22 protein-coding genes are annotated in these 21,314 nt (G+C 71.1%); 2 read left to right on the plus strand and 20 right to left on the minus strand.

What is annotated here, in order from left to right; genetic code table 11:
• The 4 genes from alr (JOE35_RS14795) to glmS are packed head-to-tail and all read right to left on the minus strand — an operon-like array spanning position 1 to position 4,515.
• Positions 1 to 1,164, minus strand: a complete 1,164-nt coding sequence (gene alr / locus JOE35_RS14795) for an alanine racemase (protein ID WP_209561693.1) — start codon at positions 1,162 to 1,164, stop codon at positions 1 to 3.
• Positions 1,161 to 2,249, minus strand: coding sequence for an alanine racemase (alr, locus tag JOE35_RS14800; RefSeq protein WP_209561694.1), 1,089 nt, complete (start codon positions 2,247 to 2,249; stop codon positions 1,161 to 1,163). The genes alr (JOE35_RS14795) and alr (JOE35_RS14800) overlap by 4 nt, the downstream gene beginning before the upstream one ends.
• On the minus strand, positions 2,246 to 2,626 hold the full coding sequence (locus JOE35_RS14805; protein WP_209561695.1) for a holo-ACP synthase: 381 nt from the start codon (positions 2,624 to 2,626) through the stop codon (positions 2,246 to 2,248). The genes alr (JOE35_RS14800) and JOE35_RS14805 overlap by 4 nt, the downstream gene beginning before the upstream one ends.
• Positions 2,627 to 2,655: 29 nt before the next feature.
• On the minus strand, positions 2,656 to 4,515 hold the full coding sequence (gene glmS, locus JOE35_RS14810) for a glutamine--fructose-6-phosphate transaminase (isomerizing) (protein ID WP_209561696.1): 1,860 nt from the start codon (positions 4,513 to 4,515) through the stop codon (positions 2,656 to 2,658).
• 114 nt (positions 4,516 to 4,629) lie between these two features.
• Here glmS and coaA point away from each other — a divergent pair, with 114 nt between their 5' ends.
• The gene (gene coaA, locus JOE35_RS14815; RefSeq protein WP_209561697.1) at positions 4,630 to 5,574 is read left to right on the plus strand and encodes a type I pantothenate kinase; all 945 of its coding nucleotides are present in this window, start codon (positions 4,630 to 4,632) and stop codon (positions 5,572 to 5,574) included.
• Between the two features lie 46 nt (positions 5,575 to 5,620).
• Here the strand turns inward: coaA and JOE35_RS14820 are convergent, their stop codons facing one another.
• The 13 genes from JOE35_RS14820 to infA all read right to left on the minus strand — a co-directional run bounded on the left by JOE35_RS14820 (position 5,621) and on the right by infA (position 17,041).
• Positions 5,621 to 6,658: a YdcF family protein gene (locus JOE35_RS14820; RefSeq protein ID WP_209561698.1), complete on the minus strand. Its 1,038-nt coding sequence runs from the start codon at positions 6,656 to 6,658 to the stop codon at positions 5,621 to 5,623.
• Between the two features lie 59 nt (positions 6,659 to 6,717).
• Positions 6,718 to 8,079, minus strand: coding sequence for a phosphoglucosamine mutase (glmM, locus tag JOE35_RS14825; RefSeq protein WP_209561699.1), 1,362 nt, complete (start codon positions 8,077 to 8,079; stop codon positions 6,718 to 6,720).
• 25 nt (positions 8,080 to 8,104) lie between these two features.
• The gene (rpsI, locus tag JOE35_RS14830; RefSeq protein ID WP_123547710.1) at positions 8,105 to 8,590 is read right to left on the minus strand and encodes a 30S ribosomal protein S9; all 486 of its coding nucleotides are present in this window, start codon (positions 8,588 to 8,590) and stop codon (positions 8,105 to 8,107) included.
• Between the two features lie 32 nt (positions 8,591 to 8,622).
• Positions 8,623 to 9,069, minus strand: a complete 447-nt coding sequence (gene rplM / locus JOE35_RS14835; RefSeq protein ID WP_146902850.1) for a 50S ribosomal protein L13 — start codon at positions 9,067 to 9,069, stop codon at positions 8,623 to 8,625.
• A 210-nt stretch (positions 9,070 to 9,279) separates the two neighbouring features.
• Positions 9,280 to 9,762 carry a GNAT family N-acetyltransferase gene (locus JOE35_RS14840; RefSeq protein WP_209561700.1) on the minus strand — a complete coding sequence of 161 codons (483 nt, stop codon included), beginning with the start codon at positions 9,760 to 9,762 and terminating at the stop codon, positions 9,280 to 9,282.
• Positions 9,759 to 10,685, minus strand: a complete 927-nt coding sequence (locus JOE35_RS14845) for a tRNA pseudouridine synthase A (RefSeq protein WP_307803108.1) — start codon at positions 10,683 to 10,685, stop codon at positions 9,759 to 9,761. The genes JOE35_RS14840 and JOE35_RS14845 overlap by 4 nt, the downstream gene beginning before the upstream one ends.
• Positions 10,686 to 10,813: 128 nt before the next feature.
• Positions 10,814 to 13,612 carry an ExeM/NucH family extracellular endonuclease gene (locus JOE35_RS14850; protein ID WP_209561701.1) on the minus strand — a complete coding sequence of 933 codons (2,799 nt, stop codon included), beginning with the start codon at positions 13,610 to 13,612 and terminating at the stop codon, positions 10,814 to 10,816.
• Between the two features lie 228 nt (positions 13,613 to 13,840).
• A complete protein-coding gene (gene rplQ, locus JOE35_RS14855; protein WP_209561702.1) occupies positions 13,841 to 14,392 on the minus strand; it encodes a 50S ribosomal protein L17 in 552 nt (183 codons plus the stop codon).
• Positions 14,393 to 14,442: 50 nt separating this feature from the next.
• The gene (locus JOE35_RS14860; protein WP_123547705.1) at positions 14,443 to 15,435 is read right to left on the minus strand and encodes a DNA-directed RNA polymerase subunit alpha; all 993 of its coding nucleotides are present in this window, start codon (positions 15,433 to 15,435) and stop codon (positions 14,443 to 14,445) included.
• Positions 15,436 to 15,623: 188 nt separating this feature from the next.
• Positions 15,624 to 16,022, minus strand: coding sequence for a 30S ribosomal protein S11 (rpsK, locus tag JOE35_RS14865; protein WP_055799944.1), 399 nt, complete (start codon positions 16,020 to 16,022; stop codon positions 15,624 to 15,626).
• 44 nt (positions 16,023 to 16,066) lie between these two features.
• A complete protein-coding gene (gene rpsM, locus JOE35_RS14870; RefSeq protein WP_056057338.1) occupies positions 16,067 to 16,441 on the minus strand; it encodes a 30S ribosomal protein S13 in 375 nt (124 codons plus the stop codon).
• A 193-nt stretch (positions 16,442 to 16,634) separates the two neighbouring features.
• Positions 16,635 to 16,751 (minus strand): 50S ribosomal protein L36, encoded by a 117-nt coding sequence (rpmJ, locus tag JOE35_RS14875; protein ID WP_043593327.1) that lies wholly within the window; start codon positions 16,749 to 16,751, stop codon positions 16,635 to 16,637.
• Between the two features lie 68 nt (positions 16,752 to 16,819).
• The gene (infA, locus tag JOE35_RS14880; protein WP_043593329.1) at positions 16,820 to 17,041 is read right to left on the minus strand and encodes a translation initiation factor IF-1; all 222 of its coding nucleotides are present in this window, start codon (positions 17,039 to 17,041) and stop codon (positions 16,820 to 16,822) included.
• A 179-nt stretch (positions 17,042 to 17,220) separates the two neighbouring features.
• Here infA and JOE35_RS14885 point away from each other — a divergent pair, with 179 nt between their 5' ends.
• Positions 17,221 to 18,486 (plus strand): LCP family protein, encoded by a 1,266-nt coding sequence (locus JOE35_RS14885; protein WP_209561703.1) that lies wholly within the window; start codon positions 17,221 to 17,223, stop codon positions 18,484 to 18,486.
• Positions 18,487 to 18,494: 8 nt separating this feature from the next.
• On the opposite strand, the gene map is transcribed toward JOE35_RS14885, so the two are convergent.
• Genes map through secY form a run of 3 tightly spaced genes read right to left on the minus strand, consistent with a single transcriptional unit; the run spans position 18,495 to position 21,273 of the window.
• Positions 18,495 to 19,328, minus strand: a complete 834-nt coding sequence (gene map, locus JOE35_RS14890; protein WP_209561704.1) for a type I methionyl aminopeptidase — start codon at positions 19,326 to 19,328, stop codon at positions 18,495 to 18,497.
• Positions 19,329 to 19,333: 5 nt separating this feature from the next.
• The gene (locus JOE35_RS14895; RefSeq protein WP_209561705.1) at positions 19,334 to 19,954 is read right to left on the minus strand and encodes an adenylate kinase; all 621 of its coding nucleotides are present in this window, start codon (positions 19,952 to 19,954) and stop codon (positions 19,334 to 19,336) included.
• Positions 19,951 to 21,273 (minus strand): preprotein translocase subunit SecY, encoded by a 1,323-nt coding sequence (gene secY / locus JOE35_RS14900; RefSeq protein ID WP_123547701.1) that lies wholly within the window; start codon positions 21,271 to 21,273, stop codon positions 19,951 to 19,953. The genes JOE35_RS14895 and secY overlap by 4 nt, the downstream gene beginning before the upstream one ends.
• Positions 21,274 to 21,314 lie beyond the last annotated feature (41 nt).

The following is a 21,314-nucleotide window of genomic DNA, read 5'->3' on the forward strand; positions in this document are numbered from 1 at the left end:
TCACGAGGACGCCCCGGCGGCCGTTCCCCGGGCGGTCCTCCCCAGGTAGAGGCGCGGCACGCGCGCCCCGATGCAGCACGAGACCTCCTCCGGGATGCTGTCCGTGAGGTCGGCCCACTCGCCGATGGTCAGCTCGCCGTCGTCGCCGGGGCCGAACAGCAGCACCTCGTCGCCGACCTCGACCACGTCGTCGCCGACGTCGACGAGGAACTGGTCCATGGCGACGCGGCCCACGATCGGGTAGCGACGGCCCCCGATGGTGACCGGGGCCGCCCCCTGGGCACGGCGGCTCACCCCGTCCGCGTAGCCCAGGGGCACGAGGGCCAGCGTGGTGTCGCGCTCGGCCCGCCAGGTGTAGTCGTACGAGACCCCGGTCCCGGCCGCGACGCGCTTGACGCGCACGACGCGCGCGCCGAGGGTCAGCACGGGGCGGAGCCCGCGGTCGGCGGCGGTCACGCCCTCGGTCACGGGGTTGCCGTAGCCGTTCGAGCCCATGCGGACCATGTCGAAGCGTCGCTCGGGGTGCTCCATGCCGGCCGAGCTCGACGACATGTGGCGCTTCTCGAACGTCGCGCCCAGCGCCTCCGCGTCCTCGAGGGCCTTGCGGAACACCAGGGAGGCGGCGTGGTCGTCGGCCTCGCTCGTCTCGGAGACGTGCGAGAAGGCCCCCCGCAGGCGCACCGTCCCCTCGTCGCGGAGCTCGACGGCGCGCGCGACGAACGCGGGCCAGTCGGCGGGCAAGCAGCCCTCGCGGTGCAGGCCCGTGTCGATCGTCAGGTGCACGAGGGCCTCGTGCTCATGGCCTGCCGCACGAGCCGCGGCGGCGAACGACTCGAGCTGCTCCATCGTGGAGACCCCGAGGTCGACCCGGAGGCGCACGGCGGCGTCCCAGTCCTCGTCGGGGCCCAGCTGCCAGGCGAAGAACGACGCCTCGTCGCCGACGCCCGCCCGGCGCATCTCGTACGCGGGCCGCGGCTCGACCGTGCCGAACCAGCGGATCCCTGCGGCGAGCGCCTCGGGCACGATCACGTCGGCGCCCAGAGAGTAGGCGTCGGCCTTGACGATGGCGAGCACCTCGACCGGCGCCATGCGCTCGATCAACGACGTCAGGTTGGCGCGGTAGGCGGCGAGGTCGATCGTCGCGCGGCGCAGCCAGGCCGTCATGTGGTGCTCCTCGGGAGTCGTGCGGAGAGCGAGGCGACGACGTCCCAGGTGATGCTGCCGGAGGCGCGCGCCCAGTCGTCGGCGCCCTGTCGCCCGAGCGCCGGGTCGCCGAACACGACGACCTCGTCGCCGACCTCGACGGGGTCGTCGCCGACGTCGATCACGAGGGCGTTCATGGCGATGCGCCCGCGGACGCGGTAGGTGCGCTGGCCGATCGTCACCGACGCCCGGTCGCTCGCCGCGCGGTCGATCCCGTCGGAGTAGCCGACGGGGACGACGGCGATGGTGGTGTCGCGCTCGGGGCGGAACAGATAGCCGTACGAGACGCCCTCGCCGGCGGGGACGCGCTTGATCGACGTCACGGGGGCTGTCATCGTCAGCGCCGGTCGGAGGCCGAGGTCCGCCGACGTGCGGTCGGGGAACGGGCTCAGCCCGTAGGCGGCCAGCCCGAAGCGCACCATCGTCGTGTGCGAGCCCTCGTAGTGCAGGGCCGCCGCCGACGCCGCGAGGTGCCGGAGCGGCGGCTCGATCCCCCGCTCGCCGAGGGCGGCGGAGGCGCGGAGGAAGGAGGCGAGCTGCAGCCCGTCCTCCTCGGGCGACGTGTTGGAGAGGTGGCTCATCAGCCCCTCGACGGGCAGCTCGTCGCGGAGCTCGGCCGCCCGGTCGAACAGGGCCGGCCACTCCGACTCGACGGCGCCGTTGCGGCTGAGGCCGGTGTCGACGCAGAGGTGCACGGCGCGCACGCCCGCGGCCGCGGCGGCCTCGAGCTGCGCCAGGTCGGAGACGGCGGGGGTCACGTCGTGCAGCGCGGCCTGCTCGAACGTCTCGCCGGGGGCGTGCAGCCAGGCGAGCACGGGCGTCGTGACGCCCGCGCGGCGCAGCTCGAGCGCCTCGTCGAGATCGGCGACGCCGAGCCAGTCGACGCCGGCGGCGGCGAAGGCGCGGGCGCTGTCGACCGCGCCGTGGCCGTAGGCGTTCGCCTTGACCACGACCATCACGCGGGCCGAGCCTGCCCTCGCACGGAGCACTCCGACGTTGTGGGCGAGTGCTGCCGTGTCGACGGTCAGCCGGACGTCCTGCGTCACGTGACCACCTCGCCCTCGGCGATCACGTACGCGACGGCCACCCCGCCGTCGTGGCTGAGGGACAGGTGGAGGCGCGCCACGCCCCGCGAGTCGGCCAGCGTCCGCGCGCCCCCCGCGAGCACGAGGCTCGGCGCCCCGTCGGGATCCGACTCGACGACGACGTCCTGCCAGCGCACGCCGGCCGAGCCGCCCAGGGCCTTGATCAGCGCCTCCTTGGCGGCGAACCGCGCCGCGAGCGACTCGACGCGGCGGGGCGATCCGTCGCCCAGCACCAGCTCGGACTCGCCGAACAAGCGGGCGCGCAGGGCCGGCGTGCGGTCGAGCGAGCCCGCGAAGCGCTCCAGGTCGACCACGTCGACCCCGATGCCCACGATCACGATGTGCGGAGGTGTGTCATCGGCGCCCGCTACTCGACGGTTACCGACTTGGCGAGGTTGCGCGGCTGGTCGACGTCGAGGCCCTTGGCCGCCGCCAGCTCCATCCCGAAGATGTGCAGCGGCACCACGGCGAGCAGCGACTCGAACAGCGGGGCCGCGAGCGGGATGTGCAGCACCTCGTCGGCGAAGGGCAGCACCGCGGCGTCGCCCTCCTCGGCGATGGCGATGACGCGGGCGCCTCGCGCGCGGATCTCCTGGATGTTCGAGACCACCTTCGGGTGCAGCGAGCGCGGGTCGCGAGGCGACGGCACGATCACGAAGACGATCTGCCCGGGCTCGATCAGCGCGATGGGCCCGTGCTTCAGCTCGCCGGCGGCGAAGCCCTCGGCGTGGATGTAGGCGAGCTCCTTGAGCTTGAGCGCCCCCTCGAGTGCGATCGGGTAGCCCACGTGGCGGCCGAGGAACAGCACGGACCTCGTGTCGGCCATCCAGCCCGCCAGGGTGCGGATGCGCTCGGACGACTCGAGCACGCGCTCGATCTTCTCGGGGACGGCCTGCAGGTCGGCGACCTGGACGGCGATCTCGTCGGTGCTGAGCGTGCCGCGCAGCCCCGCGAGGTGCAGCCCCAGCAGGAAAAGCGCGGTGCCCTGCGCGAGGAAGGCCTTCGTCGAGGCGACGGCGACCTCGGGGCCGGCGTGCGTGTAGATGACCGCGTCCGACTCGCGAGGGATGGTCGAGCCCTGGGTGTTGCAGATCGACAGCACCTGCGCGCCCTGCTCGCGGGCGTACTTGACGGCCATCAGCGTGTCCATGGTCTCGCCGGACTGGCTGATCGAGACGACCAGGGTCTTCTCGTCGAGCACCGGGTCTCGGTAGCGGAACTCGTGGGCGAGCTCGACGTCGACGGCCACCCGGGCCCACTGCTCGATGGCGTACTTGCCCAGGATGCCCGCGTAGGCCGCGGTGCCGCAGGCGATGACGATGACGCGGTCGACCGTCGCGAGGCGGTCGGCCACGCCGTCGAGCTCGCTGAGGGAGACGACGCCGCCCGAGACGCGGCCGAGCAGGGTCTTCGCGACCGCCTCGGGCTCCTCGCTGATCTCCTTCGCCATGAAGCTCGACCAGCCGCCCTTGTCGGCGGCCGAGGCGTCCCAGTCGATCTCGAACTCGGTCGTCTCGACGGGGAGGCCGTCGAACCCGACGACCTCGACGGAGTCGGGACGGATGGTGACCAGCTGGTCCTGTCCGATCGACATGGCGCGACGGGTGTGCGCGACGAAGGCCGCGACGTCGCTGCCCAGGAAGTTCTCGCCGTCGCCCAGGCCGATCACGAGCGGCGAGTTGCGACGGGCCCCGACGACGACGCCGGGCTGGTCCGCGTGCACGACGAGCAGCGTGAAGGCGCCGTCGAGGGTCGCGACGACGGTGCGCAGCGCCTCGGCGAGGTCGCCGGTGGCGCGGTACGCGCGGGCCACGAGGTGCGCCGCGACCTCGGAGTCGGTCTCGCTGAGGAACTCGACGCCCTCGGCCAGCAGCTCTGCCTTGAGCTCGGAGAAGTTCTCGATGATGCCGTTGTGGATGAGGGCGAGCTTGCCGTCGTCGGCGAGGTGCGGGTGCGCGTTCTCGTCGGTCGGGCCGCCGTGCGTGGCCCAGCGGGTGTGGCCGATGCCGGTCTGGCCGTCGCGCAGGGGGGCGGCCCCGAGGTCGTCGACCAGCACCTGCAGCTTGCCGGCCGCCTTGCGGCTGTCGAGCACGCCGTCCGCGCCGATCACCGCGACGCCGGCCGAGTCGTAGCCGCGGTACTCGAGTCGCTTCAGGCCCCCGAGCAGCACCTCGACGCTCTTCTCTGCGGCACCGGCAGAGCCGACGTATCCCACGATTCCACACATGCAGACGATCCTAGGGCGTCGGCGCTGGCCGGTCGGCGAGGCCCGGGGGCGTGCCCCGCAGCCTCGCGGGCGCGCCCCGGGGCACCGTCCGGCCGACCGGGTAGCCTCGGGCCCATGGCCGACGCGAGCTCCCCGACGACCCACGCGACGCCGTTCGTCGAGATCCACCGCGACGCCTGGGCCGACCTCGCCCCTGCCACGCGCCTCCCCCTGACCGAGACCGAGATCGTGCAGCTGCGCGGCCTCGGCGACCGGCTCGACATGCGCGAGGTGCAGGACGTCTACGTGCCGCTCAGCCGCCTCCTCAACCTCTACGCCGCCGGTGCGCGCAACCTGCACCGGGCCACCAGCGACTTCCTGGGCGAGCGGGCGCAGCGGACCCCGTTCGTCATCGGCGTCGCGGGCTCGGTGGCCGTCGGCAAGTCGACCGTGGCGCGCCTCCTGCGAGAGCTGCTGAGCCGGTGGGACGACACGCCCCGCGTCGAGCTCGTCACCACCGACGGGTTCCTCTACCCCAACGCCGAGCTCGAGCGCCGCGGCATCATGGACCGCAAGGGGTTCCCCGAGTCGTACGACCGCCGGCACCTGCTGCGCTTCGTCTCGCAGGTCAAGAGCGGCGCGGAAGAGGTGCGGGCGCCCTTCTACTCGCACACGAGCTACGACATCATGCCGGGGGCCGAGGTGGTCGTCAGGCGGCCGGACATCCTCATCGTCGAGGGCCTCAACGTGCTGCAGCCCCCCGTCGCGGGGCGCCTCGCCCTCAGCGACCTGTTCGACTTCACCGTCTACGTGGACGCGCGCACGGGCGACATCGAGAGCTGGTTCGTCGACCGGTTCCTCGCGCTGCAGAAGAGCGCCTTCACGCAGGAGCGCTCGTTCTTCCACCGCTTCGCCGACATGGACGAGCCCGAGGCGCGGGCGTTCGCCTCGACCGTGTGGCGCTCGGTGAACGAGCCCAACCTGATCGAGAACGTCCTCCCGACCCGCTCGCGCGCCACGCTCGTGCTGCGCAAGGCCGCCGACCACAAGGTCAGCTCGGTCCTGCTCCGCAAGATCTAGGGGCCCGCAGGAGGCGCCGGCCGGCACCACGGCCCGCCGCCGGTCGTCACACCGGCAGGAACGACACCACGGTCAGCAGCGCGACGAAGGCGACGACGGCGCCGATCGCGGCCGCGTTGAGGCGCTTGTGCTCGACCATGATCGCGACGTACTCGCGGAGGAAGGCGCTGGGCACGTAGTACGCGGCCGTCGGCGAGCCCACCACCTGTGCGTCGCTGCCGACCGCCCTGGCGAGCAGGGCGGCTCGCAGCACGTGGTAGTCGTTGGTGACGACGAGCGTGCTGCCCCCGCGACCTGCTGCGTGCTGCACCTCGCGAGAGAGCACGAGGTTCTCGCGGGTGCTCGTGGACGCGGTCTCGGGGTGCACGTCGGACGGGTCGGCTCCGTGGGCCAGCAGGTACTCGGCCATGGCCTCGCCCTCCGGCCGCGGCTCGTCGGAGCCCTGCCCGCCAGAGGGCACCAGGATCGGCCGGGTCGTCCCCACCGGCACCGACCGGTAGATCGCGAGGGCCCTGTCGAGCCGGCTGCGCAGCAGCGGGGGCACCTCGCCGCGGATGAGCCCGGAGCCGAGAACGACCAGCGCGTCGGGACGGTCCGTGTGGGGGTGACGGCTGTAGACGAGCGAGTAGAGGCCGAAGGCAGCGAAGGTCGCCGCGGCGTACAGGCAGGCGAAGAACACGAGGACGCCGAGCGACACCAGAAGCGTGACGACCGGCGACGGGAGCGTCGTCCTGGCCGGGACGAAGATCAGCGACAGGGCGGCGGCGGGCAGCACCACGAGAGCCAGTCCCGCGAGGAGCGACAGCAGGTTGCCGATGCTCCGCCCCTCGAGGCGGAGCATCGTGACGCCGTTGGCGACGAGGAAGACGGCCAGGACCAGGATGAGGACGCCTGCGAGCGCGAAGCCGGCGAGGACGAGCAGCTGCAGCAGGGAACTCGCCGCGGCGAGCTCGAGCACGCCGGCGAGCAGCAGCGACCCCAGGGCGCCGACGAGGAACACTCCGTTGCGCAGCCTCCGGGCGTCACGCCGCCGGCTCACCACGTAGAGGACGGCGAACACGGCAGCCGGCACGAGGAGGGTCATGCGCCCATCGTGCACGACCGGCGACGACTGGGCACGACGGGCGGCGGCCCGGACGGTCGCTACAGGGCGAGTCGCTCGCGGACCACGTCGGCCAGCGCGTGCGCGACCCGGTCGGCGGTCTCCTGGTCGGCGGCCTCGACCATGACCCGCACGACGGGCTCGGTGCCCGACGGGCGGAGCAGCACGCGACCCGAGTCGCCGAGCTCGGCCTCGAAGGCGGCGACCGCCGCGGCGACGCCCTCGTCGCCCGCGAGGCGCTCGCGGTCGACGCCCTCGACGTTGATCAGGATCTGCGGGAACACCGTCATGACCTGGGCCAGCTCGGCGAGCGTCTTGCCGGTCTCGGCCATGCGCGCCACGAGCGAGAGCCCCGTGAGGATGCCGTCGCCGGTCGTCGCGTACTCGCTGAAGACGATGTGGCCGGACTGCTCGCCGCCGAGGCTGAAGCCGTGCTCGTTCATGTCCTCGAGCACGTAGCGGTCGCCGACACGTGTCTGGCGCACCGTGATGCCGTGGTCGGCCATCGCGCGGATCAGGCCGAGGTTGCTCATCACGGTGGCGACGAGCGTGTCGTGCGCCAGCTTGCCGTGCTCTTTCTGGGCGACGGCGATGATCGCCATGATCTGGTCGCCGTCGACGACCGCGCCCGTCGCGTCGACCGCCAGGCAGCGGTCCGAGTCGCCGTCGTGGGCGATGCCGACGTCGGCACCGTGCTCGAGCACGGCGGCGGCGAGGTTGTCGAGGTGGGTCGAGCCCACGCCGTCGTTGATGTTCATGCCGTCGGGGTCGGCCCCGATCAGCGTGATCTTCGCGCCCGCGTCGGTGAAGACCTCGGGCGAGACGGCCGAGGCGGCGCCGTGGGCGCAGTCGAGCACGACGTGGATGCCGTCGAGGCGGTTCGGCAGGGCACCGAGGAGGTGCAGGACGTACCGGTCCTCCGCGTCGGCGAAGCGACGGATGCGACCGACGTCGCCCCCGACCGGCATCAGCTGCGGCTCGCTCATGGCGGCCTCGATGCGGTCCTCGACCTCGTCGGGCAGCTTCGTGCCGCCGAACGCGAAGAACTTGATGCCGTTGTCGGGCGCCGGGTTGTGCGAGGCGCTGATCATCACGCCGAAGTCGGCGCCGATGTCGTCGACGAGGAACGCCGCCGCGGGGGTCGGGATGACCCCGGCGTCGAGCACGTCGACGCCGGAGCTGGCCAGGCCCGCCGAGACGGCGGCGGTGATGAACTCCCCCGAGATGCGGGGGTCACGAGCGACGACGGCCACCGGCCGTCGACCCTCGGCACGACGCGCCTCCGCGTGGTGCCCCTTCGTGAGCACCACCGCGCTCGCCTGGGCGAGGCCCAGGGCGAGCGCGGCGGTCAGCTCACGGTTGGCAAGTCCCCGAACGCCGTCGGTACCGAAGAGTCGCGACATCGCGGACCTGCCCCCGTCGTGGTTCTTAGCGCTTCGAGAACTGCGAGGCCTTGCGGGCCTTCTTCAGACCGGCCTTCTTGCGCTCGATGACGCGAGCGTCACGCGTGAGGAAGCCGGCCTTCTTGAGGGTGGCGCGGTTGTTCTCGCGGTCGATCTCGTTCAGCGTGCGCGCGATGGCGAGGCGCAGCGCGCCGGCCTGGCCGGAGGGGCCGCCGCCGGTGACCTTGACGGTGACGTCGTAGGCGCCGAGCAGGTCGAGCACCTTGAACGGGTCGTTGATCAGCTGCTGGTGCAGCTTGTTCGGGAAGTACTCCTCGAGGGTGCGGCCGTTCACCACGAAGGTGCCGGTGCCGGGCACGAGGCGCGCGCGGGCGATGGCCTCCTTGCGGCGGCCGACGGCCGAGCCGGAGACGTTCAGGACGGCGCGGGGCGTCGCCTGGGCCTCGGGAGCGGAGCTCTCGGTGGTGAAGCTCTCGGGAGCCTGGTCGATGGAATCTGCGATCTGAGCCACTGTGTGGGAGTCCTTAAGTCTGAAGGCGGACGCTACTGGGCGACCTGGTCGAGGGTGTAAACCGTGGGCTGCTGAGCAGCGTGGGGGTGCTCGGCACCCGCGTACACCTTCAGCTTCTTGATCTGGGCACGGCCCAGCGAGTTCTTCGGCAGCATGCCGCGGATGGCCTTCTCGACGGCGCGCGTCGGGTGCTTCTCGACCATCTCGGAGTAGGTCGTCGCCGTCAGGCCGCCCGGGTAGCCCGAGTGGCGGTAGTAGAGCTTCTCGGCCAGCTTGGAGCCGGTGAGGGCAACCTTGTCGGCGTTGATGACGATGACGAAGTCGCCCATGTCCATGTGGGGGGCGAAGGTCGCCTTGTGCTTGCCGCGCAGCAGGGCTGCCACGTGCGAGGCCAGACGGCCGAGGACGACGTCGTTCGCGTCGATGATCAGCCACTGCGGCTGGACGTCAGCCGGCTTGGGAGAGAAAGTGCGCGTCACAGTAGTGCTGCTTCCTGGTCGAGGTGAGGTGTCCGTGAATCCCGCTCCGTTGCCGTTGTCGCGGCGATGTCGCGAGAACGAGTCAGGTGGAGGGCTCAACTTCGGGCGCCGCGCGCAGTTGCGCAGGCACCAAGGGTCGACGATACCCGACACGCCAGGAGGCGTCAAACGGTCGTGGTCGGACGGGCGGCCGTGCCGGTCCGCCTCGCCTCAGGAGGCGCCGAGCGCCGTGAGCGCGCCGCCGTCGAGACGGAAGGTGGTCCACTCGTCCATCGACGCGGCGCCGAGCGACCGGTAGAAGCCGATCGACGGCTCGTTCCAGTCGAGGACAGCCCACTCGACCCTGGCGAGGCCCCTGGCCACCGCCTCCTGCGCCAGCCTCGCCAGCAGGGCCCTGCCGTGGCCTGTGCCCCGGTGCTGCGGCGCGACGTAGAGATCCTCGAGGTGGATGCCGTGGACGCCCTCCCAGGTCGAGAAGGTGAGGAACCAGATCGCGAGGCCGGCCAGCTCGCCGGGCTCGTCGCCGTCGACCACGAAGGCGAAGACCGCGGGCGCCTCGCCGAAGAGCGCCCGCTGGAGGTCGCCCTCCGTCGCCCTGACGGCGTCCGGCTCCTTCTCGTAGACCGCGAGCTCGACGATCAGGCGCAGCAGCTCGGGGACGTCGGACGGGACTGCGGGGCGGGGAGCGCTCATCCGTCGAGGCTAGCGGCCGACCTCTTGACCTGCGTGAGCACGACGCGTGCCGCGACCTCGTCGTCGGGCGGGTAGCCGACCTCGACCATGGTGAGGCCCGTCGCCGGCACCACCCGGAACTCGCCGTTGCGCGCGGCCTCGCGACGGACGCCGACGGCTCGGTGCTCGGGCATCGCGCCCTCCCCCACCGCGACGCAGGCGCCGACGAGGTTGCGGACGAGGTTGTGGCAGAACGCGTCGGCCTGCACCGTCGCGACGAGCACGCCGTCGTCGTCGCGCCGCCAGGTGAAGTGCTGCAGCTCGCGGATGGTGGTCGCGTAGTCGCGGTGCCGGCAGTAGGCGGCCCAGTCGTGCAGCCCCACGAGCCCGGCGGCCGTCGCGCTCATCAGGTCGAGGTCGAGCAGGTGGTCGTACCAGAGCGTGTGGCTGCGCCTCGTCGGGTCGCGCTCGGCCCCGCGGTCGGCGATGCGGTACTCGTAGCGCCGCCAGAGCGCGCCGAAGCGCGCGTGGAAGCCGGGAGGCGCGAGGCGCGCACCCGAGACGACGATCTCGTCCGTCGAGCCGGCCAGCCCGTTCAGCCGCCGGGCGAGCACGGTCGGCGCGTCCAGCGGCGACCGGTCGACCATGCCCCGGTGCGGCCGCTGCAGCTGGGCGATCTGCTCGTCCGTCAGGTCGAGGTGCACGACCTGGCCGCGCGCGTGCACGCCGGCGTCGGTGCGGCCGGCGACCGTGACCGTGGGCACGTGCTCGTGGCGGCCGAAGAGGGTGCGGAGCGCGGCCTCCATCTCGCCCTGGACCGTCCGCCGCCCCGGCTGCTCGCTCCAGCCCGAGAACGCCGTGCCGTCGTAGGCCACGGTGAGCCGGACGCGGGTCAGGCCCGCCTGCACGAAGGCCGGGTCGTCGAGGGCCGGGGCGTTCGTCACGGGGTCGATCCTACGGGGGCCGGGGCGCGCCTCCTCGTCGCCCCGGCTGCACGACGCCGACGGCGGTCGCGGCACGGTCTCCCGTGTCGCGACCGCCGTCGGGCAGCCCGCCCGTCAGCGCGGCGTCGTCAGGCCCCCGAGGAGGCGCGGCGACGGCGGACGAGGATCGTCCCGCCCGCGGTCAGCAGCGCCAGCGCCAGGGCGACCCACGCCGCGATCGAGTCCGAGCCCGTGTAGGCGAGGCCGTCGGCCGTCGGCGCCTGGCCTGCCGGGACGGCACCGCCGGGAGCGGCGGGCGCGGCCGGGTCAGCCGGGTCGGCAGGGTCGGCCGGGTTCGCGGGATCGGCCGGGTCGCCGGGCGTGCCGGGCAGGCCCGGCTCCGTCGGGTCGACCACGTCGGCCAGCAGGTCGAGGCCCACGACGACGGGGTCGTGGTCGCTCGCCCGGAACTGGTCCGGCTGCCAGAGCTGGACCGCGTTGTAGTTGAAGCGGCTGTACTCGAGGCCGACGGACTCGCCCGAGTTGATGTTCCAGATGTCCACCCCGGAGACCGTCTCGAGGGCGGCGGGCGAGGCCAGCACGTGGTCGAGCGAGCCGCTGAGGCCGCTGAACACGTAGCTGTACTCGCCCGTCTCGGTCGAGCCGAGGTCGGTGTAGCCGGCCGTGCGGAGCACCTGGATCGGGTCCTCCTCGCTGTAGGCGTTGAAGTCGCCCAGCAGGAACACCTTGTCGGTGCCGGCCACCGCCTCCTGCGCCGTCGCGAACGCCGCGAGGGCCGTCGCCTGGTTGACGCGCGAGGCGTTGGAGGCGCCCTGCCCGTCGCCGAGGTCGGCGTCAGGGCCGCTTCCGCTGCCCTTGGACTTGAAGTGGTTGGCGATGGCGAGGAACGTCGAGTCCGCGTCGCCGCCCACCGGCCGGAAGGCCTGCGAGAGAGGCTGACGAGCGTTGCTGAACGCCGGCGAGCCCGTGAGGATCGTCGACTGCCCCGTCGTCTCGACGGCCGCCTTCTTGTAGATGAAGGCCAGACGGATGACGTCCTCGTTGGCGGGGCGGGCCTCGGGGGCGGGCGACGGCACGAAGGCCCAGACGTCCGACCCGGCGGCGGCGTTCAGGGCACGGACGAGCGTGTCGACTGCCTCGTCACGGTCCTTGCCGAAGCGGGCCGAGTTCTCGATCTCCTCGAGCGAGACGACGTCCGCGCCGAGCGCGTTGATCGCCGTGACGATCTTGACCTGCTGACGGGCGAGGCTCTCGGCGTTCGCGGCGCCGCGCGCGTCGCAGCCGCTGTTCACGGTGAGGGGCGCGCCCGCACGGTCGCGGTAGAACGTGCAGCCGGGGACGCTGTCACCGGTCGTCGTGAAGTAGTTCAGCACGTTGAAGCTCGCGAGCGAGATGTCGCCGCCCACGTCGCGGGGCCGGTCGGTGCGCACGTTCTCGAAGGTCACGGGAAGTTCCGCGTACGCGGTGTCGCCGGTGATCCGACCGGTCGGCTGGTACTTCCACGCCGAGTTGCGGAAGTCGAGCACGACGGGGTCGGTGAACGAGACCGACGCGCCCACGCTGACCGGGTGCTCGTTCGAGAGCCACGGCACGGGGATCGACTGGTTCGCCGCCGTGAAGAAGTTCGTCGTGGCGCCGTCGTCGAGGGTGACGGCCCGCGCGGCGTTGTCCGCCACGACTGCCGCCGCCTCGGCGCTGCCGGGGGTCGCGACCTCGGTCGGCTGGATCAGCGGACGATCCCCGACCGCCAGCTTCACCTCGCCGTACTGGTTCGTCGTGTAGGTGTCGGCCACGGTGAACTCGCCCTGGGGCAGCACGAGCATGCTCTCGAGCGACTCGCGCTGCGCGTCGGTCGCCGGGAAACCGACGGTGGCGGGCAGCGGCGCGACGGCGGGCTCGTCGAGCACCGTCAGGGAAGACGCGCCGGTGACGGTGACCTGGGTCAGGCCGAAGAACTCGGTGACGGCGCCCACGACCTCGACGTGGTCGCCCGGCTCGACGAGGCCCGCGGTGGAGGCCGAGTAGACGAAGACCGCGTCGGAGGAGAGATGGGTGCCGAGGTCGAGCGCGCCGCCGGTGCCAGGGGTCTGGATGACGTAGCCGTTCAGGCCGCCGGTCGGGTAGGTCGCGGTGACGACGCCGCGGGTGGTCACCGTGCGGCCGGCCCACGGGCTGACGTCGGTGGCGCCCTGCAGCTCGGCGATGGTGACGTCGGCCTCGCTGACCGGGTCGGGGACGGGCACCGGGTCGGTCGGCGTCGTGCCGCCTCCCCCGGAGTTCTGGGGGGTGATCTGGGACTGCTGCACGAAGTCGGCCGAGTTGACGTCGGTGTCGACGAAGTCGGTGCGCACGTAGGAGGTGGGGGTGCTGTTGCCGGAGCCGACCTCGGCAGCGCTCGTCTCGAACACGGTGGCCACGCCGTAGCCGAGAGCGTCGACGACGCCGGGCGTCGTGGACGACACGGACCCGACGGGCAGCGTCAGGGGCGCGGTCGCGTCGGAGAGGACGACGACTCCGCTCGCGCCGGCCGGGTTGAGGGTGGTGACCGCGTCCGGGGTCGGCAGCGGGGCGCCGTTCGCCGCGTTCGAGGCCATCTGCACGAGGTAGTGGCCGCCGGGGGCGATCGAGCCGGAGAGCGCCGCGGGCGTGAACGCGCCCGTGCCGGTGGCCGACCGGTACTGGAGCGACCAGCCCGCCAGCGAGACGGAGGCGGTGGTCGGGTTGTACAGCTCCACGAACTTGTTCGCATACGGGGCGTTCGCGCTGCCGCCCTTGGCGTACAGCTCCGAGATGACGACGCCGGCGTCGTCAGGGGCTGCGGAGGCGGCGGCGGGGACGAGCGGGCCGAGCAGGACGGCGAGGCCGGCCACCAGGGCGACCGCCCTGGTGGGGACGTGTCGGGGACGGTGCGGGGGTCGGGACGGCATGAGTTCCTTCAGCAGGGAGAACGGGGACCCTGTGAACCTAGGCGGGACGCGGGCCCGGCTGGTTTCCGTCACGTGTCGTCTAGGTGAACGACACCTGTTCGGGGGACGCGCATGTCGGCAGGATGCCCCACCGGCGACCTGGCCGTGTCCTGGGGCGACGACAGAGGGCCCGTCACCTCGCGGTGACGGGCCCTCTGCCGGTGGTTCTTCTGACTAGTTGTCGTCTGACTACTTGTCGTCCGACTTCGCGGCGGCGTCGGTCTCGACCTCGTCGGCGGCAGCCGTCTCGGTCTCGGCCTCGACGGGCTCGCTCTGCTCGATCGTCTCGGTCTCGTCGACCGGGGCCTCCGTGGGCTCCTCGACGGGCGCGGCGGCCGGCGTGGCCTTCGAGCTCGACGACGACTTGACCTTGGGGGTGACGGGCTCGAGCACGAGCTCGATCGACACCATCGAGGCGTTGTCGCCCTTGCGGAAGCCGAGCTTCGTGATGCGGGTGTAGCCGCCCTCACGGTTCTCGACGAGCGGCGCGATCTCGGTGAAGAGGATGTGCGCGGCGTCCTTGTTGTTGCGCAGCGTCTGCATCGCACGACGACGCGACGCGAGGTCGCCCCGCTTCGCGAAGGTGACGAGGCGCTCGGCGACGGGACGCAGGCGCTTGGCCTTCGTCTCGGTCGTCTTGATGCTCTTGTGCTCGAAGAGCGAGGCGGCGAGGTTCGCGAGCATCAGGCGCTCGTGAGCCGGTCCGCCTCCGAGGCGGGGACCCTTGGTGGGCTTGGGCATGGTGGTTGGTTCCTAGCTGTCGAAGATGGAGGGCGTCGGGCGGACGAGACCTAGTTGGTCTCTTCCTCGTCGTAGCCGCTGTAGAAGTGGGCTCCGTCGAACCCGGGGACCGTGTCCTTGAGCGAGAGGCCCAGCTCGACGAGCTTGTCCTTCACCTCGTCGACCGACTTCTGACCGAAGTTGCGGATGTTCATGAGCTGCGTCTCCGAGAGGGCGACGAGCTCGGACACCGTGTTGATGCCCTCGCGCTTCAGGCAGTTGTAGCTGCGGACCGACAGGTCCAGGTCTTCGATCGGGGTCTGCAGCTCGCTGGAGAGGACGGCGTCGACCGGCGCGGGGCCGATCTCGATGCCCTCGGCAGCGGTGTTGAGCTCGCGCGCCAGGCCGAACAGCTCGGTCAGGGTGCGACCGGCCGACGCGATGGCGTCGCGCGGCGTGATCGCCGGCTTCGTCTCGACGTCGACGACCAGGCGGTCGAAGTCGGTGCGCTCACCGGCACGAGTCGCCTCGACGCGGTAGGTGACCTTGAGCACGGGCGAGTAGATCGAGTCGATCGGGATCTGGCCCGCCTCGCTGAACTCCGCGCGGTTCTGCACGGCCGAGACGTAGCCGCGGCCACGCTCGATGGTCAGCTCGAGCTCGAACTTCGCCTTGTCGTTGAGCGTGGCGATGACGAGCTCGGGGTTGTGGATCTCGACGCCGGCCGGAGCCGAGATGTCGGCGGCCGTGACCTGGCCGGCACCCTGCTTGCGCAGGTAGGCCGTGATCGGCTCGTCGTGCTCGCTCGAGACGACCAGCTGCTTGATGTTGAGGATGACCTCGGTCACGTCCTCCTTCACGCCGGGGACGGTCGTGAACTCGTGCAGCACGCCGTCGATGCGGATGCTGGTGACGGCCGCGCCGGGGATCGACGACAGCAGCGTGCGACGCAGCGAGTTGCCGAGGGTGTAGCCGAAGCCGGGCTCGAGGGGCTCGATCGCGAAACGCGAGCGGAACTCCGAGATGTTCTCCTCGGTGAGGGTGGGGCGCTGTGCAATGAGCACTGTGGGTTCCTTTCGGCGGAGAGTCCGCTATATGACTCTCGGCGGTACGACAGGGTGGCTGGCCCGTCGGTCTCTTGAGTTGTGGGTGCCCCGTGCGATGGACGCAGGAGGCGGTGGTGACGCGGTCGAGCCCGCCGCGCCTCCTCGCCCCGCGAGGGGAGGAGGAGGCACGACGGGCGGCAACTCAGTTAGACGCGACGACGCTTCGGCGGGCGGCAGCCGTTGTGCGCCTGCGGGGTGACGTCGTTGATCGAGCCGACCTCGAGGCCAGCGGCCTGGAGGGAGCGGATCGCGGTCTCGCGACCCGAGCCCGGGCCCTTGACGAAGACGTCGACCTTCTTGACGCCGTGCTCCTGCGCCTGACGCGCAGCCGACTCGGCCGCGAGCTGCGCGGCGAACGGGGTCGACTTGCGCGAGCCCTTGAAGCCGACGGCGCCGGACGAAGCCCAGCTCAGCACGGCACCCGAGGGATCGGTGATCGACACGATGGTGTTGTTGAACGTGCTCTTGATGTGGGCCTGGCCCACTGCGACGTTCTTCTTCTCTTTGCGGCGGGGCTTGCGCGCGGCCGACTTCGGTGCTGCCATTTTGATCTCCTACGAACCTAGAGGCGTACGGCGGGAGCCGGGGCCTAGCGAGCCTTCTTCTTGCCGGCGACGGTGCGCTTCGGGCCCTTGCGGGTACGCGCGTTCGTCTTGGTGCGCTGGCCGCGCACAGGCAGGCCGCGGCGGTGGCGGATGCCCTCGTAGCTGCCGATCTCGACCTTGCGGCGGATGTCGGCGGCGACCTCGCGTCGGAGGTCTCCCTCTACCTTGAAGTTGCCCTCGATGTGGTCGCGGAGCAGGACGAGCTGGTCGTCCGTGAGGTCCTTGACGCGGATGTTGCCGTCGATCTCGGTCTCGGCCAGAGTCTTGAGCGCGCGGGTGCGGCCGACTCCGTAGATGTAGGTCAGTGCGACTTCGACGCGCTTGTCGCGCGGGATGTCAACGCCTGCTAGACGTGCCATGGTGGCTTCTCCTCAGAGAGTGGTGGAGGTGTGACGCAGCACCGGTGCCCGGGCCTCCGCCCGGGGTGTCCCCCGCCGGCCGTCGCGCTGGGCGACGTCTCGACGAGTTCTGGTGCTGCTCGTGGGGTGGTGCTGTGGGGCTCGGAGCCCCGGCTGCTGCTGACCGCTCACGCGGCCGGAGCATGTCCGCCGACTAGCCCTGACGCTGCTTGTGGCGGGGGTTGCTCTTGCAGATGACCATGACGTTGCCCTTGCGGCGGATCACCTTGCAGTGCTCGCAGATGGGCTTGACGCTGGGGTTGACCTTCATCGTTGTTTCCTTGATCTCGCTGGCTTCGTGCCCCGCGGGTGCGCGGGGCCGTTCCTTTCCAGCACGCCCTACTTGTAGCGGTAGACGATCCGGCCGCGGGTCAGGTCGTAGGGGCTCAGCTCGACGATCACACGGTCTTCGGGGAGGATGCGGATGTAGTGCTGACGCATCTTTCCCGAGATGTGGGCGAGAACCCTGTGACCGTTGGTCAGCTCGACGCGGAACATCGCGTTGGGCAGAGCTTCGATCACAGCTCCTTCGATTTCGATGACACCGTCTTTTTTGGCCATGGACTCACAGTCGCTCAGAGTTGGGGGTGTTGGTCGTGCGGGCAATCGGCGCCCCGGGCACACAGATGTGGCCTGGGAACACCAAAGATCGATCCTAGGTGATGCCGCTACACTTCAGCAACCCGCCCGTCGACCCGACACGCCGAGTCGACGACGATGACGCCGACCAGGAGCTCCGCATGCCCCAGCAGACACGTACGCCCGGCCGCCGAGGGGCCGCCCGTCACGGTCGGCTGCGACGCCGGGGGCCGGTCCGCGCACTGGTGACCGTGGTCGCGAGCGCGCTGGCGGTGCTGTTGGTGAGCGGCGCCTCCTTGGCTGCGATCACCGCCCAGCAGCTCACGTCGTCGGTCACGTCGGTGGCCCTCGGCAACGCGACCGCGGCGCCCGACGAGATCTCGGCGATGCCGGGCGGCGCGAACATCCTGCTGATCGGCAGCGACCAACGCGATCCTGGCAGCGCGGTCGCAGCCGGTGTCGTCGACGGGGTGCGCAACGACGTCAACATCCTCGTCCACCTCTCCGAGGACCACTCGCAGCTGACGGCCGTCAGCTTCCCCCGGGACCTCATGATCGACCGGCCGGCCTGCACCGGCGACGACGGCACCGCCCACCCCGCCGCGTCCTACCAGCAGTTCAACACCCTCTACGGCTCGGGTGGAATCAACTGCACGGTCGCGGCCGTCGAGAGCATGACCGGGCTCAGCGTCTACTACGCGGGGATGATCACCTTCGACGGAGTCATCGAGATGTCGAACGCGCTCGGCGGCGTCGACGTCTGCGTCACCCAGCGGATCCGCGACACCGACACCGGGCTCGACCTGTCCGCCGGCACGCACTCGCTGCAGGGGATCGACGCGCTGCAGTTCCTCCGCACCCGCCACGGCGTCGGCGACGGCAGCGACCTGGCGCGGATCAGCTCACAGCAGGTGTTCCTCTCGTCGATGATGCGCACGATCATCTCCGGCGGCACGCTCGGGAGCCCGACGACGCTGTACAAGCTGGCCTCCGCGGCCCTCGGCAACATGACGCTCTCGTCGTCGCTGAGCTCGCCCGACACGCTTGTGTCGCTGGCGCTCTCGCTCAAGGACCTGACTCCTGCCGACATCGTCTTCGTCCAGTACCCCGTGGTCGACGACCCCGACCAGGCAGGGCGGGTCGTCGCCTCCGAGTCCGACGCCGCCGTCCTGGAGGCCGCGCTGCAGGGCGACCAGAAGTTCACCCTCGGCGACCAGACCGAGGGACGAGGCTCCACCGTCGACGAGTCCGCAGCGCCTGCCCCCGAGACGGACGCACCGGCGCCCGCCGAGTCGACCAGCGCCGCGACCGACACCTCGACCGACGTGCCGGTGGAGCCTTCGCCGGTGACGACGACCCTGCCCTCGACCATCACGGGCCAGACGGCAGCCGAGGCGACGTGCTCGGTCGGCTCGTCGCGGGGCTGACCCCGGTGTCAGGCGATCGGGACAGGCCGGACGCCGAGGGCCGCGAGGCCTGACGCTCCGCCGTCGTGCGCGGTCGTCACCCAGATGCCACCCTGGTGGACCGCGACGGAGTGCTCCCAGTGGGCCGCGTCCGAGCCGTCCACGGTGGCGACCGTCCAGTCGTCGTCCCGTGTGACCGTGTCGGCGCCGCCGAGGGTGACCATGGGCTCGACGGCCACGACGAGGCCGTCCCGTACGGCCGGGCCTCGGCCCTTCACCCGGTAGTTGAACACGGGAGGATCCTCGTGCATCGACCGGCCGATGCCGTGCCCGGTGTAGTCCTCGACGATGCCGAACTCCCCGCGGGACTCGACGTGTCCCTCCACGGCGTCGCCGACCTCGTTCAGGTGGCGCGCACCCGCCAGGGCAGCGATGCCGTGCCACAGGGCTTCTTCCGTCACCTCGGAGAGCCGCCGGCGCTCTGCCACGAGGTCGGGCCGGTCGGGATCGTCGAGGACGAAGGTGCGGGCGCTGTCGCCGTTCCACCCGTCGACCTCGGCGCCGCAGTCGACCGAGACGACGTCGCCTGGCTGCAGGACGCGCCCGCCGGGGATGCCGTGGACCACCTCGTCGTTGACCGACGCACAGATGGTGTGGCGGTAGCCCGGCACCAGCATGAAGTTGGGGACCCCTCCGCCGGCACGGATCGTGCGCTCGGCCACGGCATCGAGCTCTCCTGTGGTGACCCCGGGCCGGATGATCGCCGCCACGGCGTCGAGGGCCTCGGCGGTGAGGACTCCCGGTCGCACCATGAGCCGGAGCTCGTCGGGAGTCTTGTAGATCCCCGGCCTGCGGAACGACACGTCGCTCAGGAGGCGGAGGCGGTGGGCCGGAAGCCAGCGCCCACGAGAGCGCCGTCGATGCGCGACGCGACCTCGTCGATCGTGCCGAGCCCGTCCACCTCGACGAGCAGGCCGCGATCGCGGTACGTCTCGATCAACGGGGCGGTCTCGCGGAGGTAGACGTCCTGCCGGTGGCGGATCGCCTCCTCCGTGTCGTCGGAGCGCCCCTGGTCGAGGGCACGTCGGCGCAGGCGCTCGACGATCTCGTCACGGTCGGCGACGAGCTGGACGACAGCCGCGAGGGCTTCTCCACGACCGGCGAGGAACTCGTCGAGGAACTCGACCTGCTGCACGGTGCGCGGGTAGCCGTCGAGCAGGAAGCCCTGCTCGGCGTCGGACTCGGCCAGGCGGTCGCTGACGAGCTCGTTGGTGAGGCTGTCCGGGACGTAGTCGCCGGCGTCGATGATCGCCTTGACCTTGAGGCCGAGATCGGTCTCGCCCGCGACGTTCGCCCGGAAGATGTCGCCGGTGGAGATGGCCGGGATGCCGAACGACTCCGCGATGCGCACCGCCTGGGTGCCCTTGCCCGCGCCGGGCGGGCCGACGATCAGGAGGCGCGGTGCCGGGCTGGACTGTGCACCGGTCATCGGAGGAGCCCCTCGTAGTGCCGCTGCTGGAGCTGCGAGTCGATCTGCTTGACCGTCTCGAGGCCGACGCCGACGATGATCAGGATGCTCGCGCCTCCGAAGGGGAAGTTCTGGTTTGCGCCGACCGTGGCCAGGGCGATCAGCGGGATGAGCGCCACGATGCCGAGGTAGAGCGAGCCGGGCAGGGTGACCCGCGTCAGGACGTAGTCGAGGTACTCGGCGGTCGGACGACCGGCACGGATGCCGGGGATGAACCCGCCGTACTTCTTCATGTTGTCGGCGACCTCTTCGGGGTTGAAGGTGATCGCGACGTAGAAGTACGTGAACCCGACGATGAGCGCGAAGTAGACGGCCATGTAGAGAGGGTTGTCGCCCGAGGTGAGGTTCGCCTCGACCCACGAGACCCACGCGGCCGGGGCCGTGCCGTCGGTCGGCCGGTTGAACTGCGCGACGAGGGCAGGCAGGTACAGCAGCGACGAGGCGAAGATGACGGGCACGACGCCGGCCATGTTGACCTTGATCGGGATGTAGGTGTTGTTCCCGCCGTAGGTCCGTCTGCCGACCATGCGCTTGGCGTACTGCACCGGCACCCGTCGCTGCGACTGCTCGACGAACACGACGGCGGCCATGATGACGAGCCCGACGGCGATGACCATCAGGAAGATCTCGAAGCCACGGGCCTGGGCGATGCTCCAGAGAGCCGTGGGGAAGCGGGCCGCGATCGAGGTGAAGATCAGGAGCGACATGCCGTTGCCGATGCCGCGCTCGGTGATGAGCTCGCCCATCCACATGATGAGGCCGGTACCGGCGGTCATGGTGATGACCATGAGCAGCACGGCGTACCAGGCGTCGTTCGTGATGAGCTGCTGGCACTCGGCGGCGCCGGAGCCCGCGAAGAGCGTGCCGGAGCGCGCGACGGTGATGAGGGTGGTCGACTGCAGGATGCCCAGCGCGATGGTGAGGTACCGCGTGTACTGGGTCAGCTTGGCCTGGCCGGACTGGCCCTCTTTGTAGAGGGTGTCGAAGTGCGGGATCACCACGCGCAGCAGCTGCACGATGATCGACGACGTGATGTAGGGCATGATGCCCAACGCGAACACCGACAGCTGCAGCAGTGCGCCGCCGCTGAAGAGGTTCACGAGCTCGTAGAGGCCCGACGTGCCCTGGCTGCCGGCGAGGCAGAGCTGCACGTTCTGGTAGTCCACGAACGGCGCAGGGATGAAGGACCCCAGCCGGAAGAGCGCGATGATGCCGAGCGTGAACCCGATCTTGCGGCGAAGGTCGGGCGTGCGCATGATGCGCGCGACAGCTCTGAACATGGTGGGCCTCCCGGTGTGAAGGATAGACGACTGAAGGGGGT

It is taken from the genome of Frigoribacterium sp. PvP032, assembly GCF_017833035.1.
GTDB lineage: Bacteria > Actinomycetota > Actinomycetes > Actinomycetales > Microbacteriaceae > Frigoribacterium.

Excerpts from the sequence above, each read along its gene's own strand:
- alr (WP_209561693.1), bottom strand. The coding sequence starts at position 1,164 with ATGACGGCCTGGCTGCGCCGCGCGACGATCGACCTCGCCGCCTACCGC.
- glmS (WP_209561696.1), bottom strand. The coding sequence starts at position 4,515 with ATGTGTGGAATCGTGGGATACGTCGGCTCTGCCGGTGCCGCAGAGAAG.
- coaA (WP_209561697.1), top strand. The coding sequence starts at position 4,630 with ATGGCCGACGCGAGCTCCCCGACGACCCACGCGACGCCGTTCGTCGAG.
- JOE35_RS14820 (WP_209561698.1), bottom strand. The coding sequence starts at position 6,658 with ATGACCCTCCTCGTGCCGGCTGCCGTGTTCGCCGTCCTCTACGTGGTG.
- glmM (WP_209561699.1), bottom strand. The coding sequence starts at position 8,079 with ATGTCGCGACTCTTCGGTACCGACGGCGTTCGGGGACTTGCCAACCGT.
- JOE35_RS14840 (WP_209561700.1), bottom strand. The coding sequence starts at position 9,762 with ATGAGCGCTCCCCGCCCCGCAGTCCCGTCCGACGTCCCCGAGCTGCTG.
- JOE35_RS14850 (WP_209561701.1), bottom strand. The coding sequence starts at position 13,612 with ATGCCGTCCCGACCCCCGCACCGTCCCCGACACGTCCCCACCAGGGCG.
- rplQ (WP_209561702.1), bottom strand. The coding sequence starts at position 14,392 with ATGCCCAAGCCCACCAAGGGTCCCCGCCTCGGAGGCGGACCGGCTCAC.
- rpsK (WP_055799944.1), bottom strand. The coding sequence starts at position 16,022 with ATGGCAGCACCGAAGTCGGCCGCGCGCAAGCCCCGCCGCAAAGAGAAG.
- rpsM (WP_056057338.1), bottom strand. The coding sequence starts at position 16,441 with ATGGCACGTCTAGCAGGCGTTGACATCCCGCGCGACAAGCGCGTCGAA.
- rpmJ (WP_043593327.1), bottom strand. The coding sequence starts at position 16,751 with ATGAAGGTCAACCCCAGCGTCAAGCCCATCTGCGAGCACTGCAAGGTG.
- infA (WP_043593329.1), bottom strand. The coding sequence starts at position 17,041 with ATGGCCAAAAAAGACGGTGTCATCGAAATCGAAGGAGCTGTGATCGAA.
- JOE35_RS14885 (WP_209561703.1), top strand. The coding sequence starts at position 17,221 with ATGCCCCAGCAGACACGTACGCCCGGCCGCCGAGGGGCCGCCCGTCAC.
- JOE35_RS14895 (WP_209561705.1), bottom strand. The coding sequence starts at position 19,954 with ATGACCGGTGCACAGTCCAGCCCGGCACCGCGCCTCCTGATCGTCGGC.
- secY (WP_123547701.1), bottom strand. The coding sequence starts at position 21,273 with ATGTTCAGAGCTGTCGCGCGCATCATGCGCACGCCCGACCTTCGCCGC.